General features: G+C 66.4%; 15 protein-coding genes and 1 pseudogene. 9 read left to right on the top strand and 7 right to left on the bottom strand.

Going from position 1 to position 16,672, the window contains the following annotated elements:
• Nucleotides 1-43: 43 nt before the first annotated feature.
• Nucleotides 44-679: pseudogene (locus AAIL17_RS03990) on the bottom strand (CoA transferase subunit A); the annotation flags it as partial.
• A 234-nt stretch (nucleotides 680-913) separates the two neighbouring features.
• On the opposite strand from AAIL17_RS03990, the gene AAIL17_RS03985 reads away from it, so the two are divergent.
• The 5 genes from AAIL17_RS03985 to AAIL17_RS03965 all read left to right on the top strand — a co-directional run bounded on the left by AAIL17_RS03985 (nucleotide 914) and on the right by AAIL17_RS03965 (nucleotide 5,127).
• The gene (locus tag AAIL17_RS03985; RefSeq protein WP_424681522.1) at nucleotides 914-1,282 is read left to right on the top strand and encodes a BlaI/MecI/CopY family transcriptional regulator; all 369 of its coding nucleotides are present in this window, start codon (nucleotides 914-916) and stop codon (nucleotides 1,280-1,282) included.
• Nucleotides 1,272-2,807: a M56 family metallopeptidase gene (locus tag AAIL17_RS03980; RefSeq protein ID WP_424681521.1), complete on the top strand. Its 1,536-nt coding sequence runs from the start codon at nucleotides 1,272-1,274 to the stop codon at nucleotides 2,805-2,807. Before AAIL17_RS03985 ends, AAIL17_RS03980 begins: the two co-directional genes overlap by 11 nt.
• A 146-nt stretch (nucleotides 2,808-2,953) precedes the next feature.
• A complete protein-coding gene (locus AAIL17_RS03975) occupies nucleotides 2,954-3,937 on the top strand; it encodes an isoaspartyl peptidase/L-asparaginase family protein (RefSeq protein ID WP_424681556.1) in 984 nt (327 codons plus the stop codon).
• A gap of 280 nt (nucleotides 3,938-4,217) precedes the next feature.
• Nucleotides 4,218-4,706: a dihydrofolate reductase gene (locus AAIL17_RS03970; protein WP_424681520.1), complete on the top strand. Its 489-nt coding sequence runs from the start codon at nucleotides 4,218-4,220 to the stop codon at nucleotides 4,704-4,706.
• Between the two features lie 4 nt (nucleotides 4,707-4,710).
• Nucleotides 4,711-5,127, top strand: a complete 417-nt coding sequence (locus AAIL17_RS03965; RefSeq protein WP_424681519.1) for an NUDIX domain-containing protein — start codon at nucleotides 4,711-4,713, stop codon at nucleotides 5,125-5,127.
• A 59-nt stretch (nucleotides 5,128-5,186) separates the two neighbouring features.
• On the opposite strand, the gene coaE is transcribed toward AAIL17_RS03965, so the two are convergent.
• From coaE to pilB, 4 genes are all read right to left on the bottom strand, one after another.
• Nucleotides 5,187-5,804: a dephospho-CoA kinase gene (gene coaE, locus AAIL17_RS03960; RefSeq protein ID WP_424681518.1), complete on the bottom strand. Its 618-nt coding sequence runs from the start codon at nucleotides 5,802-5,804 to the stop codon at nucleotides 5,187-5,189.
• On the bottom strand, nucleotides 5,801-6,658 hold the full coding sequence (locus AAIL17_RS03955; protein ID WP_424681517.1) for a prepilin peptidase: 858 nt from the start codon (nucleotides 6,656-6,658) through the stop codon (nucleotides 5,801-5,803). The genes coaE and AAIL17_RS03955 overlap by 4 nt, the downstream gene beginning before the upstream one ends.
• Before the next feature lie 212 nt (nucleotides 6,659-6,870).
• Nucleotides 6,871-8,139, bottom strand: coding sequence for a type II secretion system F family protein (locus AAIL17_RS03950; protein WP_424681516.1), 1,269 nt, complete (start codon nucleotides 8,137-8,139; stop codon nucleotides 6,871-6,873).
• Between the two features lie 145 nt (nucleotides 8,140-8,284).
• Nucleotides 8,285-10,009 carry a type IV-A pilus assembly ATPase PilB gene (pilB, locus tag AAIL17_RS03945; protein ID WP_424681515.1) on the bottom strand — a complete coding sequence of 575 codons (1,725 nt, stop codon included), beginning with the start codon at nucleotides 10,007-10,009 and terminating at the stop codon, nucleotides 8,285-8,287.
• 351 nt (nucleotides 10,010-10,360) lie between these two features.
• On the opposite strand from pilB, the gene AAIL17_RS03940 reads away from it, so the two are divergent.
• The 4 genes from AAIL17_RS03940 (at nucleotide 10,361) to AAIL17_RS03925 (ending at nucleotide 14,411) form a co-directional block, all read left to right on the top strand.
• A complete protein-coding gene (locus AAIL17_RS03940; protein ID WP_424681514.1) occupies nucleotides 10,361-11,215 on the top strand; it encodes a glycosyltransferase family 2 protein in 855 nt (284 codons plus the stop codon).
• A gap of 41 nt (nucleotides 11,216-11,256) precedes the next feature.
• Nucleotides 11,257-12,492: a glycosyltransferase gene (locus tag AAIL17_RS03935; RefSeq protein WP_424681513.1), complete on the top strand. Its 1,236-nt coding sequence runs from the start codon at nucleotides 11,257-11,259 to the stop codon at nucleotides 12,490-12,492.
• Nucleotides 12,492-13,469: a UDP-glucose 4-epimerase GalE gene (galE, locus tag AAIL17_RS03930; RefSeq protein ID WP_424681512.1), complete on the top strand. Its 978-nt coding sequence runs from the start codon at nucleotides 12,492-12,494 to the stop codon at nucleotides 13,467-13,469. Before AAIL17_RS03935 ends, galE begins: the two co-directional genes overlap by 1 nt.
• Nucleotides 13,470-13,670: 201 nt before the next feature.
• Nucleotides 13,671-14,411, top strand: a complete 741-nt coding sequence (locus tag AAIL17_RS03925; RefSeq protein ID WP_424681511.1) for a class I SAM-dependent methyltransferase — start codon at nucleotides 13,671-13,673, stop codon at nucleotides 14,409-14,411.
• A gap of 21 nt (nucleotides 14,412-14,432) precedes the next feature.
• Here AAIL17_RS03925 and AAIL17_RS03920 read toward each other — a convergent pair whose 3' ends face one another.
• Nucleotides 14,433-15,557 carry a glycosyltransferase family 4 protein gene (locus tag AAIL17_RS03920; RefSeq protein ID WP_424681510.1) on the bottom strand — a complete coding sequence of 375 codons (1,125 nt, stop codon included), beginning with the start codon at nucleotides 15,555-15,557 and terminating at the stop codon, nucleotides 14,433-14,435.
• Between the two features lie 2 nt (nucleotides 15,558-15,559).
• A complete protein-coding gene (gene glf / locus AAIL17_RS03915; protein WP_424681509.1) occupies nucleotides 15,560-16,651 on the bottom strand; it encodes a UDP-galactopyranose mutase in 1,092 nt (363 codons plus the stop codon).
• Nucleotides 16,652-16,672: the final 21 nt, after the last annotated feature.

Raw genomic sequence — 16,672 nt, 5'->3', positions numbered from 1 at the left:
GGAACTCGATGCGCTTCTCGTATTTCTCGCCCTGCACGATGCGGTCGACATAGATGCCCGGCACGTGGACGTTGTTCGGATCCAGTTCGCCCACCTCGACCAGGTGTTCAACTTCGGCTACGCAGACCTTGCCGCAGGTGGCGATCATCGGATTGAAGTTGCGCGCGGTTTCGCGGAACACCAGGTTGCCCAGCCGGTCACCCTTCCATGCCTTGACGATGGAAACGTCGGCATGGATGGCCTCTTCCAGCACGTACTCCTTGCCGTCGAAGACCTTGGTGTCCTTGCCTTCGGCGAGCTTGGTGCCGAACGCGGTGCGCGTATAGAACCCCGGGATGCCAGCGCCGCCGGCGCGCAGCTTCTCGGCCAGCGTGCCCTGCGGGGTCAGGTGCAGTTCCAGTTCGCCGGACAGCACCTGGCGTTCGAATTCCTTGTTCTCGCCCACGTAGGAGGCGTACACGCGCTTGACCTGGTGGGTCTTGAGCAGCGGGCCCATGCCGAAGTCGTCCACGCCGGCGTTGTTGCCGACGATGGTCAAGCCCTTGGTGCCGGCTTCCAGCAGCGCGCCGATCAGGTTCTCCGGGATGCCGCACAGGCCGAAACCGCCGGCGGCGATCGTCATGTCGTCGAACAGCAGGCCGTCGAGAGCCGCCTTCGCGCTTGCATACACCTTGTCCATCGCAGTGCCTTCCGGTGGAGAGTCAGCTGCCAAGGATACGACGGAACGCCCGCTGGCCGCGTCGCGCGGAGGCTGAGGGCAGGGCGCATCCGACGAAAGACAACGGGACGACTAGCTTGCCAGGGTGTTCGAGGTTTCCCTGGCAGGCGTCCGGCGACAGGCTTCAGCCGATGCTTGACGTGGATGATTACACGTGTAAGCCTAATTTCGTTTACAAGCGTAAATGGAGTCGCAATGTCGATCAGCGAAGCCGAGTCCACCATCATGGAAGTCCTCTGGCGCCAGGCGCCTCGCAGCGCCGAGGACATCCTCGCCGAAGTCGCCCCACGCCAGGGCTGGCAGGAAGGCACCGTCAAATCCCTGCTCAACCGCCTGCTGAAGAAGGAGGCGATCAGGGCCGAGCGCGACGGCCGCCGCTACCTCTACACGCCCCTGCTCAGTCGCGAGAAGTACGTCTCGCAGGAGAGCAAGGGCCTGCTCGACCGGCTGTTCGGCGGTCGCGTCGCCCCGCTGGTGGCGCACTTCTCCGAGCAGCGCAAGCTTTCGAAAAAGGACATCGCGGAACTGCGTCGGCTGCTGGAGGAACTGGACGATGAACCTTGAGTCGGTCGTCTGGTCCGGCGCCGCCGGGCTGTTGCTGCTGTCCTGCACCGGCGCGCTCGCCTGCGTGGCACTGCTGCGGCGGCCGTGCCGGCGATGGCTCGGCGCCGGCAGCGCCTTCCTGCTGTGGGCCTTGCCACCACTGGCGATGCTCGCCAGCCAGTTGCCCCATGCCGCTGCCGCCGATGCCGGCGTGCTGTCCGGCGCGGCATGGGTGATGGTGTCGGCGACCGGTGCCGGGTCGCCGGCGCATGCGGCCGGCGTCGACTGGACGGCCGTACTGGCATGGGCCTGGATGCTGGGCGTGGCCGTCAGCCTGGCGCGTGCGGCCGTGGCGCAGGCACGCTACCGGCAGGGTTTGCGTGGCGCGGTTCCGCTTTCCCGCGGGTGGGTGCGCTGGCCGGTGCTGCGCGCCGCAAGCGCGGCGACCGGGCCGGCGCTGGTCGGTGCCTGGCGGCCTTGCATCGTGGTGCCTGCCGATTTCGAGGTCCGCTACACGGACGGCGAGCAGGCGCTGATCCTCGCCCATGAAGTCATGCACGCGCGGCGCCGGGACGGCTGGTGGAGCCTGTTGGCGCAGCTGTTCGCCTCGCTGCTGTGGTTCCACCCGTTGGCGTGGTGGGCGCTCGCGGCACTGCGCCACGACCAGGAGCTGGCCTGCGACGCGGCGGTGCTGCGTGAGCACAGCGGCTGCCGCCGCAGCTACGCCCAGGCCATGTTGAAAACCCCGATCGCCGGGCAGCTGCTGCCGGTCGGTTGCAGTTGGTCGTCCCGCCATCCACTCACGGAGCGTATCGCCATGCTGAAGTTGCCCTCGCACAGTTCCGCCGGCCGCCGTCTCGGTGGCCTCGCCAGCCTGGCCGTCGCCGGTGCCCTTGCCGGCACGGTCTACGCGGCCAGCGCACCCATGGCGTCACAGACGCAACAGCCAAGTGCCGCTGCCGGGCAGTACCAGCTCGATATCAAGCTCGCCTTGACCGGTGACGACGCCCAGGCGAGTCACGCACGACGGCTCAAGGTCGCGCTGTGCATGGCGCCGGGCGAGGCAGCCTCGCTCGCGACCCATGGGATCGCGCTGGAGGCCACCACGCGTCCGGTGACTGGCCAGCGCGTGAGCATCGACCTGGCGGTGCGCCAGAAGGCGGGCGTCGCACCGGTGCATGACCGCTTGGTAGGAGCACTCAGGCAGCCGTTGCATGCGTCGGGCAAGGTGCCTGGGGGGAGCGAGCAATACACCTTGGAAATCACTCCGCAGTTTGGCTGTCCGGCAGGTGCCGCGGCTGCAGCGAAAGGCGCGGAGGCGCCGATCACCATGAAGGTCCGGGGCACCGCCGCACGCGACGTGGTCGGCTGGATAGCGACGACCGCGGGTTTCGTCCTGGTCAATCCTGAGGCGGTCGACCAGCGCCAAGTGACGCTCGACTTCCAGCAGGTGCCGGCGGCGTCGGCCATGCAGATGGTGGCCGATGCGGATGGCGTGCGCGCGATCTTCGACGGCCAGCACGTGCGGTTCGAACCAAAGTCGTAAGCGTTCCTTCGGCAGCGGTCGCGCCTGCTGGAACGCAGGCGTGGCTGGCTATACTCCGGAGCGGTTGCCGGAGAGCCAAAGTGAAGCCGCTACGCGCGTTCGCCGCCCTGACCGTCCTGGGCGTCCTGGAGATGGGGACCGCCACCATGAGCCATGCCGCCACCACGCCCGTACTGGCCATCCACGGCGGTTCGGGTGTCATCCGGCGGGACATGGACCCGGCGAAGGAAAAGCAGGTCCGCGCCGCGCTGGCCCGCGCGCTGCAGGCGGGCTACGCCGAGCTCAAGGCCGGCAAGCCGGCGCTCGATGGCGTCTGCGCGGCGCTGACCGTGCTGGAGGACGCCCCCAACTTCAACGCCGGCAAGGGCGCCGTGTTCACCCATGACGGACGCAACGAGCTGGACGCGGCGATCATGGACGGAAACACCCTGCGCGCCGGTGCGGTGGCTGGCGTGCACCGGGTGAAGAACCCGATTCTGCTGGCGCGCGCGGTACTGGAAAAATCGCAGCACGTGATGCTCGTCGGCGAGGGCGCGGAGGCGTTCGCCCGCGAGGCAGGCGTCGCGTTGGTCGACCCTTCGTACTTTCGCACCGAACAGCGCTGGCAGCAGCTGCAGAAGGCCTTGAAGGAAGACCGCGAGGGCAAGCCGCACTCGGATGTCGAAACGGCCAAGCATTTCGGTACCGTCGGCGCGGTGGCGCTGGACGCACAGGGCCACCTGGCCGCCGGCACTTCCACCGGCGGCATGACCGACAAGCGCTGGGGCAGGGTGGGCGACTCGCCGATCATCGGCGCGGGCACCTATGCCAATGCCGATTGCGCCGTGTCCGGCACCGGCTGGGGCGAGTTCTACATCCGCGCGGTGGCGGCGCACGCGATTTGCATGCGCGTGTCGCTGATGCACGTGCCGCTGGAGCGTGCCGCGGCCGAGGTGATCAACCAGGAGATTCCCTCAATGGGCGGCAACGGCGGCGCCATCGCGCTGGACGCCAAGGGCAACATCGCGATGCCGTTCAATACCGACGGCATGTATCGCGGCTGGATCGGCGGCGACGGCGTACCGCACGTGGCGATCTACGACGAGCCTGACGCGGCTACCGAAGCGGACGAAGCCACCTCCTCGCCTTGAGCGGACGAGCGGAAGCGGCTCGATGCGCTCCCCGGAGGGGCAGGCGATGGCGGCTCCATCGCGAAATCCTGCGCGGGCTGTCCAGTCCCGGTAGCCCAGGCGTTCGCCATGCAACCCCGGGCGCACATGCAGGCACCACCGGACAAACACGAGCGCTCTCACCCGAGCGCTTTGACCCGTCCTCCGCGGCTCCCCGAGTGGCTACAATGGCCATGAGCATGGCCGGCGACCCCAGCGGCCGCATATGCCGGTAGGACCATCCAACCGCCCTGGAGCCCCGATGTCCATTTCGTTGATCGCCGCACTGGATGAAAACTTCGCCATCGGCCGCAAGGGGCAACTGCCCTGGCACCTGCCCGACGACCTGCGCTGGTTCAAGCAGCTGACGCTCGGCAAGTACGTGCTGATGGGCTACAACACCGCGGTGGCGATCGGGCGGGCGTTGCCGGACCGGCACAACCTGGTGCTCTCGCGGCGCCACGAGGCGCCTTTCCCCGGGCAGGTGGCCGTGCGTTCGCTGGAGGAAGCGCAGGCGCGCGCGGGCGGCACCGGCCTGATGGTGATCGGCGGCGGCCAGGTATATGCCGCGGCGTTGCCGTTCGCCCGCCGCATGTACCTGACCTGGGTCAGCGCCGCCGTCGAGGGTGCCGACACCTTCTTCCCGGGCATCCACCTGCGCGACTGGACCGAAGTTGCGCGCACCCACCACAAGGCCGATGCCGAGCACGCATACAGCTTCGACATGGTCGAGTACGTCCGCGAAGCCTGATCCCTTGGCAGGCGCCCTGCACGTGGTGGCCGGCGTGCTGCTCGATCCGGCCGGCCGCGTGCTGCTCGCGCAGCGGCCGCCCGGCAAGCACCTGGCCGGCATGTGGGAGTTTCCCGGCGGCAAGCTGGATCCTGGCGAGACTCCCGTCGCCGGGCTGGTCCGCGAACTGCACGAAGAGCTGGACATAAGGGTCGAAGCGGCCCGCGCCACGCCCCTGGTCGAAGTGCCCTGGAACTACGGCGAGCGCGCCCTGCTGCTGGATGCATGGCGTGTCGGCCGCTGGCAGGGAACGCCCCGATCCATGGAAGGGCAGGCGTTGCAGTGGTTGCGGCCACGGGAGGTGGCCGAAGGGCTGCTGGCGCCGGCGGATCGGGAAATCCTGCGCGCCCTTCTCACGGCCTTGGCCGAACCGGCGGCGTAGCGGCGCAGGCTGCAATTACCGGCCCACAGCCGATGGCAGCGTGCGGGCGACGCTGAGGTCTACCGTTCCGACGCCAGCGCCAGATAGCGCCGGTGCAGCGCCTGCACGTGCGCGTCCAGCGCGGCTTCGCTGCTGCTGTTGTCGATCACGTCGTCGGCCAGCGCCAGCCGCTCGGCGCGACTGGCCTGCTGCGCCAGCATGCGCTCGGCCAGCGTGCGGTCGATGCCGTCGCGGGCGATCAGGCGCTCCATCTGCACGGCCTCGGGCACGTCGACGAGCAGGATGCGATCCAGCCAGCGGTAGTGGGCGATGTTCTCGACCAGCAGGGGAATGGCCAGCAGGCAGTAGGGCGCCGTCTCGGCCAGCGCGTGCTGATGAAGCCACTCGCGCACGCGCGGATGGATGATTGCCTCCAGTCGGCGCTTGGCCAGCGCATCGGCGAACACGCGCTGGCGCATGGCCGCGCGGTCCAGCCGGCCGCGCGCATCGAGCACGTCCGGTCCGAACGTGCTGACGATCGCTGCCAGGCCCTCGCTGCCCGGTTCCACCACCACCCGCGCCGCAACGTCCGCGTCGTGCACCGGCGCGCCGAGCGCCTGGAAGCGGCTGGCGACGGCCGTCTTGCCGGCGGCGATGCCGCCGGTCAGGCCGATCACGTAAGCCTGGCGCATGTTCATCGCAACCCCGTCAGCTGCAGGTAGCCCTGCAGCAGCGGCTCACCGGCGATGAACCAGATCCAGCCGGCCATGGCGATGAACGGGCCGAAGGGCATCGGCACCTCGCGGCCGTGCCGGCTCAGCGCGATCAGCAGTCCGCCGATGATCGCCCCGACCAGCGACGACAGCAGCACCACCGGCAGCAGCGCGCCCGGTCCCATCCACGCGCCCAGTGCGGCGAGCAGCTTGAAGTCGCCGTAGCCCATGCCTTCCTTGCCGGTGAGCAGCTTGAACAGCCAGTACACGCTCCACAGGCTGAGGTAACCCAGCGCGGCGCCAAGGATCGCCGGCCCCGGCAGCACGAACATCGGCAGCAGCGACAACAGCAGGCCCAGCCAAAGCAAGGGGAAGGTGAGCTGATCGGGCAGCAGCTGGGTGCGGAAATCGATGCCGGCGAGCGCGACCAGCATCCAGGTGAACACCAGTCCCGCCAATGCCTCCCAGCCGGGCCCGAACTTCCACACCACCGCCACGCTCAGCATTCCGGAGAGCAGCTCGACCAGCGGGTACTGGATCGAGATCGGCGCGCGGCAATAGCGGCAGCGTCCGCGCAGCAGCAGCCAGCCGAACAGCGGGATGTTGTCCGCCGCCGACAGCGGGTGCTTGCAGTGCGGACAATGCGAGGATTCGCGCACGATGCCCGGCGGCAGCGGTTCATCCGCGGCTTCCAGCGCCAGTTCCTGCTGCGCCTCGCGCCGCCACTGCGCTTCCAGCCGCGCGGGCAGGCGCAGGATCACCACGTTGAGGAAGCTTCCCACCAGCAGGCCGAGCACGCCGGCGCAGACAAGCCAGAGCCAAAGCGGAAGGTCGAGCATGCGGTCCCCTGTTCCAATGCGTGAAACGTTTACGCGCAGCGAACACCTGGCCGCGCGGCGAAAGCAAATGCCGCCGCGCGCCGGAGGAGCGCCTGTGGGCGCGACCGCCATCTTCCGGCGGATTGCGTGACGCCCAAGGGCGCTCCTGCAAGGCGTGGCTCAATAAAAAAGGCCCCCCTCCCGGGCGGGAGAGGGGCCTGGATGCTCTCAGGTTACACCGTGCCGGCCAGCTTGAAGATCGGCAGGTACAGCGAGACCACCATGCCGCCCACCAGCACGCCGAGGATCACCATGATCAGTGGCTCCAGCAGGGTCGAAAGGGTGTCGACCGCGTTGTTGACCTCTTCCTCGTAGAACTCGGCGACCTTGAACAGCATGTTGTCCAGCGCGCCCGATTCCTCGCCGATGGCGGTCATCTGCACCACCATGTTCGGGAACAGGCCGGTCTGGCGCATCGCCAACTGCAACTGGTGGCCGACCGCGATGTCGTCGCGCATGTGCTTGACCGCTTCGCTGTAGACCACGCTGCCGGTGGCGCCGGCCACCGCGTCCAGCGCCTCCACCAGCGGCACGCCGGCGCGGAAGGTCACGCCCAGCGTACGCGCGAAGCGGGCGATCGCCGACTGGCGCAGGATGTTGCCGATGACCGGCAGCTTCAGCATCAGGCGGTCCAGGAAATGGGCGAACTTCACCGAGCGGCGCTTGGCCATGACCAGCGCGACGACGCCGCCGATGATGCCGCCGATCACCACCCACCAGTAGGCTTTCATGAACTCGGAGGCGCCGATGACGATCTGGGTCGGCGCAGGCAGTTCGGCGCCCGCATCCTTGAAGGTCTGCGCGAACACCGGCACCACGAACAGCAGCATGATCATGCTGACCAGCAGCGCCACCGCCAGCACCATCACCGGATAGAACAGGGCCTTCTTGATCTTGCTCTTGATGCCCTCCATCCGCTCCTTGTAGGTGGCCACGGTGTCCAGCACCGTGTCCAGCACGCCCGCCGATTCGCCGGCGCGCACCAGGTTGCGGTAGAGCTCGTCGAACTGCACCGGGTACTTGCCCAGCGCCTCGTGCAGCGAGGCGCCGCCCTCGATGCCCTGCTTGACGTCCGTGATCATGTTCTTGAAGCGGACGTTCTTCTGGCCGTCGGCGATGATCTCGAAGGACTGCACCATCGGCACGCCCGAGGCCATCATGGTGGCGATCTGGCGGCTGAAGATGGCGACGTCGCGCGGCTTGACGGTGCTGCCGGTGGCGCCGAACAGCGGCTTGGACTTCTCGCGCACCGTCTGCGGGTTCATCCCCTGGCGGCGCAGCTCGGCCTTGACCAGCGAGGCGTTCTTCGCCGGCATTTCGCCCTTCATGCGCTTGCCGCGCTTGTCCAGCGCGACCCAGTCGTACATGGTCATCCTGTTGACCTCGGCGCGCTGGGCGCCCAGGTCACGCGCGTTCTTGGCGATTGCGTTAGCCGTAGCCATGCCCGATTCCCCCGGTGGTTCGATCCGCGACCGCCGCTCGCGCGGCCGGTCGTCGGTGCAGCTTATGCCAGATATGGCGGGTTATTTCGTGGTGCTCCGCGCAACTTGGTGCTTTGCCCGCGGTCGCGGCGGAACCGCCGCCATTTCAGTCCTTGGTGACGCGATCGATCTCGGCCAGGCTGGTGACTCCCGCCTTGACCTTCAGCAGCGCCGAGGCGCGCAGGTCGTTGACGCCGATCTTGCGCGCGACCTCCCCGATCTGCAGCGCGTTGCCCCCCTGCAGCACGATCTGCTGGATTTCCTCGGTCATCGGCATGACCTGGTAGATGCCTACGCGGCCCTTGTAGCCCTCGTTGCAATGCTCGCAGCCGACCGCCTCGTAAAGGGTCAGCCCGGCATCGATGTCTTCCTGGCTGAAGCCGGCGGCGAGCAGCACGTGCGGCGGCAGGGTCTGCGGCTTCTTGCAGTCGTGCAGGCGGCGGGCCAGGCGCTGGGCGATCACCAGGGTCACCGACGAGGTGATGGAGTAGGGCGGAATGCCCATGTTCATCAGGCGCGCGATGGTTTGCGGCGCGTCGTTGGTATGCAGGGTGGAGAGCACCATGTGACCGGTCTGCGCGGCCTTGATGCCGATCTCGGCCGTCTCCAGGTCGCGGATCTCGCCGACCATGATCACGTCCGGGTCCTGGCGCAGGAACGAGCGCAGGGCGGCGGCAAAGGTCATGCCGCGCTTGACGTTCTGCTGGACCTGGTTGATACCCTCGACGCGGATTTCGACCGGGTCTTCCACGGTCGAGATGTTGCGCTCGGGGGTGTTGAGGATATTGAGCGCGGTGTACAGCGACACGGTCTTGCCCGAGCCGGTCGGGCCGGTCACCAGCACCATGCCGTAGGGCTTGTGGATGGCGTCCAGATAGAGCTTCTTCTGGTCCTCCTCGTAGCCCAGCTTGTCGATGCCCAGCTTGGCCGAGGAACTGTCCAGGATACGCAGCACGATCTTCTCGCCGAACAGCGTGGGCAGCGTGCTCACGCGGAAGTCCATCGAGCGGCTCTTGGAGAGGTTCAGCTTGATGCGGCCGTCCTGCGGTACGCGGCGCTCGGCGATGTCCAGGCCGGCCATCACCTTCAGGCGCGAGGAGATGCGGCTGGCCATCTTCATCGGCGGATTGGCCACCGGGCGCAGCATGCCGTCCATGCGCAGGCGCACGCGGAAGTTGGTCTCGAAGGGTTCGAAATGGATGTCCGAGGCGCCACGGCGGATCGCGTCGACCAGGATCTTGTTGACGAACTTGACCACCGGCGCGTCGTCGCCGCCGGTGGCATCGATGCCGGTGCTGTCGGCAGTCTCCTCGTCGGCGGCTTCCAGCGAGAGGTCATCGAACTCGTCGCCGCCCATGTCGGGCATCCGCGCGTTCGCGGTGGCCAATGCGTTGTCTATCGCGCGCGCAAGCTGGCCGCGCTCGACCAGGATCGGCTCCACCATGCAGTTGGAGTGGAACTTGATCTCGTCCAGCGCGTGCGACTGCATCGGGTCGGCGATGCCCACGAACAGGCGCTTGCCGCGCTTGAACAGCGGCAGCGCCTGGTGCTTGGTCATCAGCGCTTCGCTGATCAGGTTCACCGGCATCGACGCGGGCGCCAGGACGCTGACGTCCATCATCGGCATGCCGAATTCGGCCGAGGCGATCTGGGTGAGCTTGGGGCTCTCCACTAGGCTGTGGTCGAGCAGCCAGGCGGCCAGCGAGACTTTCTGTGCGGTTGAATCGGCGACCGCCTTGCGGACGTCGGCCTCTGGCAGCACGCCCTCGGACACCAGGCGACGCGCCATGCCGGTGAGACCCGCCAGGGACGGTTGCAATTGGGATGACATGATAGATACCGGCCTTAAGCCCCCTTATTGACAGGGAATTTACCCCAGAAAGGCGGCGCGGTCATCTGCCGGGCGCGGTGTCAGCCGCGTCGACCCGGAAGTCGCGAAAACCGTCACGGAAGTGCCGCCCCGCCCCTCGTGCACCGGCGGTGGGAGGTATCCCGCGCCAGCTCCCAGCATCCCTGTCTTTCCAAGTGGGAGCGTCGGCGGATCGGTTCTTCGCGAGCCCAGTCAGGCCTGTCCACACGCGGTCCCGCCATTGAAAGTGATGGGGTGCGGCCTCCGGCTTCACCGCCGCCCTCGCCGGAACGGCCCCGCGTTATGATCGCCCGATATCCCGGGGGAACCTCCTTGACACGCCTGAGCATCATCCTGCCCGCGAAAAACGAAGCGGCGGCGCTGGCCGACCTGCTGCCCGCACTTCGCGCCGCCCAGCCGGACGCCGAGATCATCGTGGTCGACGACGGCTCGACCGACGACACCCGCGCGATCTGCGCGGCCAACGCGGTCGACTGCCTGTCCTCACCCTATTCGATGGGCAACGGCGCGGCGATCAAGCGCGGCGCGCGTGCGGCGAGGGGCGAATGGCTGGTGTTCATGGATGGCGATGGCCAGCACGCCCCTGCCGACGTCGATCGCCTGCTTGCCCGGCTGCAGGAGGGTTACGACATGGCCATCGGCGCGCGCGACTGGGGCAGCCAGGCGGGTGTCGGCCGCGGCCTGGCCAACACCCTGTACAACTGGCTCGCCACGCGCATGACCGGTCACCCGGTGCTCGACCTCACCTCCGGATTCCGCGCCGTGCGCGCCGAAAAGTTCCGCGAGTTCCTGTACCTGCTGCCGAACGGATTCTCCTACCCCACCACCAGCACCATGGCGTTCTTCCGCAGCGCCTATCCGGTGGCTTACGTGCCGATCAAGGCGGGCCAGCGCGTGGGCAAGAGCCATATCCGCCCGCTGCGGGACGGCCTTCGTTTCCTGCTGATCATCTTCAAGATCGCCACGCTGTATTCCCCGCTGAAACTGTTTGCACCGGCCAGTGTGGTGTTCTTTTTGCTGGGGTGCCTCAACTATCTCTGGACCTTTCTTCATTCGGGCCGCCTGACCAACGGCAGCACGATGCTGTGGAGCGCCGCCGTGGTCGTATTCCTGATTGGCCTGGTTTCCGAGCAGATTACGGCGCTTACCTATCGCAAGGCAGACTGACGCATGCGGCTCCATCGCGTGCTGGCCGAACGGAGAGAGCCGTGGTCGCTGACGCCGTAGGGGCACCGCCTTCGCCGCCGGATCGCCCGTGCCTGTTGGTACTGGCATCGACTTATCCGCGCTGGGCGAACGACCCAGAGCCCGGCTTCGTACACCAGTTGTGTCGGCGGCTGGCGCAGCGCTTCACGGTGGTTGCGGTCGTTCCCGATGCGCCGGGCGCGGATTCCAGCGGATTGTTTGAAGGCGTGCAAGTGATCCGCTACCGCTATGCCCCGCGGCGGCTGCAGACGCTGGTGAACAACGGTGGCATCACCGCGAACCTGAAGTTGCACCGCTGGAAATGGCTGCTGTTGCCAGGCTTCGTGCTGGGGCAATGGATCGCTGCCAGGCGAATAGTCCGGCACCAGCGCGTAGACGTGATACACGCCCACTGGCTGGTTCCCCAGGGGCTGGTGGCGCGATGGCTGCACCGACCTTACTTGGTCACTTCGCACGGTGGCGACCTGTTCGGCCTGCGCGGTGCACTGCTGGCGGCTTTGAAGCGGTATGTCGCCCGTTACGCGGCCGCCATGACTGTGGTCAGTCACGCGATGCAGGACGAAGCAAGGCGCCTGCGCATTCAGGCGCCGGCCCTGTCGGTGGTGCCGATGGGCGTAGACCTGAAGGGGCACTTCACACCGGCAACGCTTCCGCGTTCGACCGATGAGTTGCTGTTCGTGGGACGGCTGGTGGCCAAGAAGGGCCTGCGCTTCCTGCTGCAGGCGATGCCCCTGATCGTCGCCCAACGGCCATCAGTGCGATTGACGATCGTCGGCTTCGGTCCCGAGGAACCGGCGCTGCGCCGACAGGCAGATGCGTTGGGACTCGCCCGCGAAGTCCGGTTCGAAGGGGCCGTCCCGCAGGATCGCCTGCCTGGGCTGTACCGTCGCGCGGCTCTCTTCGTCGCGCCGTTCGTCAGCGACAGTTCGGGCGACCAGGAAGGCCTTCCGGTGGCGCTCATGGAAGCTATCGGTTGCGGTTGCCCGGTGGTCGTGGGCAAGGTCCAGGGCCTGGTCGATTTGCTAGGCGAAGGGGCCGACGCGATATGCGTCGATCCCACGGACGCTTCGGCACTGGCCAACGCGGTGCTGGACAGCCTGGCAGATCCCGGCCAGGCCCAAATCCGGGTGGCGGCGATACGCACCAACGCGGTGGAGTGGGTGGACTGGGAGACCGTGGCCAAGCGTTATGGCGATCTGCTGATGCGCTGCTTGACCGCGCCAACGGAGGACAAGTGATGTCGCGCATTCTGGTTTGCGGCGGTGCCGGCTACATCGGCTCGCACATGGTTCAGCTGTTGCTGAAGCGGGGCTTCGAAGTCACTGTTTTCGACAATCTCTCGACCGGCCATCGTGTCGCCGTAGGTGAGGCAGAACTGGTGACGGGCGACATCCGTGATCGTTCCGCGCTCGCTTCCCTTTTCGCAACGCGACCGTTCGATGCAGTCATGCACTTCTGTGCCTCCTCGATAGTCGCCGACTCGGTCAAAGATCCATACGTCTACTACGACAACAATGTGGTCGGCACCCTGAGCCTGCTGGACGTTGTGCGGCAGGCCGATATCGGGCGCTTCGTCTTTTCGTCGAGCGCGGCGGTCTATGGCATGCCCGAACGGGAACTGATCGACGAAGACCATCCCACGCGTCCGATCAACCCCTACGGAGCCACCAAGCTGATGGTGGAGCGGATACTCAAGGACGCGGCGGACGCCTATGGCTTGCGTTCGGTCGCCTTGCGCTACTTCAACGCAGCCGGTGCCGATCCCGGCGGAGCCTTGGGCGAAGTGCATCGACCAGAAACCCATCTGATCCCCAATATCCTGCGCAGCGCGTTGGATGGGAGCGCCGAATTGCAGGTGTTCGGGACCGACTACGACACCGTCGATGGAAGCTGCGTGCGCGACTACATCCACGTCTGCGACCTCGCCCTGGCGCACCTGAAGGCGATGGAGTACCTCGACAGCCATGCCGGTGCGCATCGCTTCAATCTGGGCAGCGGCAACGGCTACAGCGTGTTGCAGGTGATCGAGGCGGCGCGGCAGGTGACCGGGTGCCCGCTCCCGGCACGAGTGTTGCCGCGAAGGCCGGGTGATCCACCCGTGCTGGTCGCCAGCAGCCAGCGGGCGCAGGCGGAGCTGGGTTGGCAGCCACGCCATTCCGATCTAGACGAGATCATCGGAAGTGCGTGGCGCTGGCATTGCCGTCCCCGCTTTTGACCCGCGTCCCAGATCCTTGCGCAGGTCATCGTCAACGCACAGAATTTCCGGGCCTCGCGACCCAACGGATCTGTTCGCGAATCTTATGGATTTCCGCTTTTCGTGGGCGTGACGAGCAAAGCGGCGACTATCGTGGTTTCCTTCGCGGCATGCGGGTTTACAAGGCCCACCAGTGGCCATTCACGGAAAGGGGATCCCGCGATGGGACGCAAGCAGCCCAAACTCGTACTGCGTGAAAGCTGCGTAGATGACGTCAGCCGGCACTGGCCGCCGGGCACGTTCCTGGAAATGGGGGCGGGCACGGGACACATGACGCGGATCTTTCTCGAGCGGAGCTTCACCGGTGCCGCCTACGACTTGGGCGAGGACAGCCGGCAATACATGCGCGCCAACCTGGCCCCGTACGGCGACCGCATCCGGGTGGTCGAGGACACCGGGGAACTTGGTACCGAATCGTTCGATTACCTGTTCGCGTTCGAGGTGCTGGAACACATCGAGCAGGATGCCGTGGCGCTGGCCGAGTGGGCCCGTTTCCTTCGCGCCGGTGGCCGGGTATTGATTTCCGTTCCGGCCCATACCCGCAAATACGGCCGGTCCGACGAACTGGTCGGTCACGTGCGCCGCTACGAAAAGGAAGCACTGCGGCGGTTGCTGGAGCAGGCTGGTTTCGAGCAGATCCGCATCGTCAACTACGGGTTTCCGGTTACCGAATTGACGCGTTTGGTTTCGAACTGGCTGGTGCGGGGCGATCGCAGCTACGACGACATGTCCCCGACTGAGCGCAGCATCCGCAGCGCGCAGGCCAAGCCGCGCGTGATCAACCGACTGTTGTCCGTTTTCAGCGGATCACTGGTGCGACCGTTCTGCACCATGCAGCGATGGTTCTACCGGTTGGACTGGGGCGACGGCTACGTGGCAACTGCGGTCAAGCGCGCCGCCTGAGGCGCGGCAGCCATTAGAGCGTTAGGCTGCCGCACCGGCGCCGACCAGGGCCTTCAGTTCCGGCTCGAGCCTGGCGATCAGCGTTTGCCAGTCGTCGATGGGAACGGCCGGCAAGGTCGGCGATTCCAGTTGCGCGCGCAGTCTGCGGGCCAGGTCCGCGGCATCGCCGACCCGGTACAGGCACGCAGGCGTGGCTGCCAGCAATGCGCCCATCGCGCCCACGTCTGCGGCGACCACCGGAAGTCGGCACGCAAGCATTTCGTAGGCCTTCTGCGGGAAACAGTACCTACCGAAGGGCGTATCCAGGATGCACATGACGCCAACGTCCAGCGCACAGAACAGGTCGGCTACGCGATCGTGCGCGATTGCGCCGAGATAGTGCACGCGATCTCCCTGTGGCGGCGGCAGTGAGGCCTCGTGGGGGCCGGCGAGCACCAGGTGCGCATGCGGGCAATCCCGTTGCAGGTGCTTCCATGCGTCGTAAAGGGCGGCAATGCCCTTGTCGCGGTAAAGCCCACCCGCGGTGCCGATCAACGGCGCGTCCAGCGGCAGGCCCAGTGCCTTGCGGCTGTCGATCCGATCGCTCGGCCGGAATACCTGCTTGTCCACCGAACTCGGCATCGCCACGACCATACCCTGGAGCCCGTAGGTCTCCTGGACGTAGCGGCGCAATGGCTCGCTGGTCGTGGTCACCAGCGACGCCTGGCGGACTGCACGGCGGAGCAGAGGCACCATGCCCGGAATCCGCGCCTGACCGAAGCCCTCGAAGTTGTCGTACAGATCGGCAACGAACGGCACGCGCAGACGCCTGGCCAACCACGCGCCCAGCGCCACTTGCGGAATGTCCGATGCACCGACGACCAGGTCCGGTGCAAAGTCGCGCAGTCGCGCGAGCATCCGCCACGGATAGCTGACCATGCCAAACCCGAAGCGACCGGGCGCATGGGCTTCCCAATGCAACGTTCCCGGGGCGGCCTGGTGTTCCCAGCGTCCCGGCTCGGTACCGGTGCGGTAGTCCAGGCAGATGCTTTCCACCGTGTGGCCCAGCCGGGCCAGCTGGCGAGGTATCTCGTACAGGCGCGCATAGCGGTCAAGGATGACGTCCTTGCCCATGTAGCGTCGCTTGCACACGAAAGCGATGCGCATGGTCAGTCCAGCAGGCGCTTGGCTGCGGCGAGCGCCGCGCCGACCACCTGGTCCATGTTGTAGTAGCGGTATTGCGCGAGTCGGCCGACGAACGTGACGTCGCGCTCGGCCTTGGCCAGTCCCTCGTAGCGCTTGAACAGCGCTTCGTTCTCCTCGCGCGGCACCGGGTAATACGGCTCGCCCTCGGCCTGCGGATACTCGCGCACGATCGACGTGCCCGAGTGCACCTGCCCGGTCAAGTGCTTGAACTCGGTGATGCGCGTGTAGGCGTGGTCGTTGGGATAGTTCACCGTACCCGTTTCCTGGAAGCGCTCGACGCCGGGCAGGTGTTCGTGTTCGAAGCTAAGCGAGCGATAGGGCAGGCGGCCGAAGCAGTAGCCAAAATAGGCATCGATCGGCCCGGTATAGACGGTGTGGTCGCGCTCAATGCGGTCACGCACGTCATTGAAGTCCACTCCAAGCTCCACCGTGATCCGTGGGTGGTCAAGGATGGCCTCGAACATGCGTGTGTAGCCATGTAGAGGCATGGCCTGGAACGTATCGGTGAAGTAACGGTCGTCGGTGTTGGTGCGCACGGGAATGCGCGCGGCAACGCCCGCCTTGAGCTGCGATGGCTCGAGGCCCCATTGTTTGCGCGTGTAGTTCAGAAAAAACTTTTCGTACAGATCGCGGCCCACGCTGTTCAGCACCACATCCTCGCTGCTATGCACTGGATCGCGTGGTTCGCGCGCTCGTTCGAAGAATGCCGCAGCGGCGGGTTCGTCGAGATTCAGGCCATAGAGCTGGTTCAATGTGTCGCGATTGATCGGAAAAGGAAGGGCTCGGCCACCGACGATGCTTCTCACGCGATGTTCATAGGGGCGCCATTCGGTGAAACGCGACAAGTACGCGAAAATCCGAACTCCGTTCGTGTGAAAAATGTGCGGACCATAACTGTGCACCAATACACCGTGCGCATCGTGCTTGTCGTAGGCGTTACCGGCGATGTGCGGGCGCTTGTCGATGACTAGCACGCTATGGCCAGCATCCGCCAGTTCGCGTGCTATCACGCTGCCTGCAAAGCCAGCGCCGACTATCAGAAATTCACGGAACATATTCTTCTGGCTTCTCCGGAC

The organism is Frateuria sp. YIM B11624, assembly GCF_049727805.1.
Lineage (GTDB): Bacteria > Pseudomonadota > Gammaproteobacteria > Xanthomonadales > Rhodanobacteraceae > Frateuria_A.
The sequence above is the reverse complement of the archived record's forward strand: the minus strand, read 5'-3'. Positions and strand labels throughout refer to the sequence as shown.

Excerpts from the sequence above, each read along its gene's own strand:
- AAIL17_RS03980 (WP_424681521.1), top strand. The coding sequence starts at position 1,272 with ATGAACCTTGAGTCGGTCGTCTGGTCCGGCGCCGCCGGGCTGTTGCTG.
- AAIL17_RS03925 (WP_424681511.1), top strand. The coding sequence starts at position 13,671 with ATGGGACGCAAGCAGCCCAAACTCGTACTGCGTGAAAGCTGCGTAGAT.
- AAIL17_RS03920 (WP_424681510.1), bottom strand. The coding sequence starts at position 15,557 with ATGCGCATCGCTTTCGTGTGCAAGCGACGCTACATGGGCAAGGACGTC.
- AAIL17_RS03955 (WP_424681517.1), bottom strand. The coding sequence starts at position 6,658 with ATGCTCGACCTTCCGCTTTGGCTCTGGCTTGTCTGCGCCGGCGTGCTC.
- AAIL17_RS03985 (WP_424681522.1), top strand. The coding sequence starts at position 914 with ATGTCGATCAGCGAAGCCGAGTCCACCATCATGGAAGTCCTCTGGCGC.
- coaE (WP_424681518.1), bottom strand. The coding sequence starts at position 5,804 with ATGAACATGCGCCAGGCTTACGTGATCGGCCTGACCGGCGGCATCGCC.
- pilB (WP_424681515.1), bottom strand. The coding sequence starts at position 10,009 with ATGTCATCCCAATTGCAACCGTCCCTGGCGGGTCTCACCGGCATGGCG.
- galE (WP_424681512.1), top strand. The coding sequence starts at position 12,492 with ATGTCGCGCATTCTGGTTTGCGGCGGTGCCGGCTACATCGGCTCGCAC.
- AAIL17_RS03975 (WP_424681556.1), top strand. The coding sequence starts at position 2,954 with ATGAGCCATGCCGCCACCACGCCCGTACTGGCCATCCACGGCGGTTCG.
- AAIL17_RS03950 (WP_424681516.1), bottom strand. The coding sequence starts at position 8,139 with ATGGCTACGGCTAACGCAATCGCCAAGAACGCGCGTGACCTGGGCGCC.
- AAIL17_RS03970 (WP_424681520.1), top strand. The coding sequence starts at position 4,218 with ATGTCCATTTCGTTGATCGCCGCACTGGATGAAAACTTCGCCATCGGC.
- glf (WP_424681509.1), bottom strand. The coding sequence starts at position 16,651 with ATGTTCCGTGAATTTCTGATAGTCGGCGCTGGCTTTGCAGGCAGCGTG.